At 45.0% G+C, this 742-nt stretch carries 1 protein-coding gene; it reads right to left on the reverse strand.

Annotated elements, in window-relative coordinates:
• A partial coding sequence (locus I8751_RS00525) for a tetratricopeptide repeat protein (RefSeq protein ID WP_225893876.1) occupies window positions 1-522 on the reverse strand: 522 nt, incomplete at its 3' end.
• Window positions 523-742 lie beyond the last annotated feature (220 nt).

Consider the following 742-nt stretch of genomic DNA (forward strand, 5'->3'; position numbering starts at 1 on the left):
GATCGCAAGTTCTAAATTTTCAGCCTTCTCCCCTCGGATGCGGTCACTGTAAGCAATGCCCAGGTTGTTTTGCGTCGTTGCCCAATCTATGGGAAAGCGATCGCGGGTGTATTCTAGCAAAGCATCTTCGTAGCATTTGATCGCAAGTTCTAAATTTTCAGCCTTCTCCCCTCGGATGCGGTCACTGTAAGCAGCGCCCAGGTTGTTTTGCGTCATTGCCCAATCTATGGGAAAGCGATCGCGGGTAAAAATAGTGAGTGCGATTTCATAACCTGTAATGGCAATTTCTAGATTATTCGCCCGGTTCCCCAAAGGAAAGCCTTGCATCCGGTCGCTGAAATTGATGATAACTATTACAATGCTTTGCGCTGTGTCTATTTCTAAGTCTGGTAGAGTTGCCATTGCCCAACTGCGTAAAATTTGGGCAAAGTTCATGTCTAGCTTGTCTCGGTTCGCTTCCAGCAGTGGGTGTATCACCTTAGCATCACCGTCACTGTCTGCTGTAGCTGTGAGTACCTGCAATAAAAAGTCAAGCTGGGGGTCAGATGTAGGGGTTGTGTTTGTGTCTGGGTTACTTTTAGCCAGGGATAATCCTAGCTTCTCGGTTAGCTTTGTACTAAATATTCTTCAATTTGCAAACTGGCAATTCCGTAAAACGGTCATAATATTGTATCTTGATTGACACAAGGCAATTTGCTTTTCTCAAGTTTTGATATTCGGTGACGAGTTTCAAATACTCGGC

The sequence above is a fragment of the Atlanticothrix silvestris CENA357 genome, from assembly GCF_016056295.1.
GTDB lineage: Bacteria > Cyanobacteriota > Cyanobacteriia > Cyanobacteriales > Nostocaceae > Atlanticothrix > Atlanticothrix silvestris.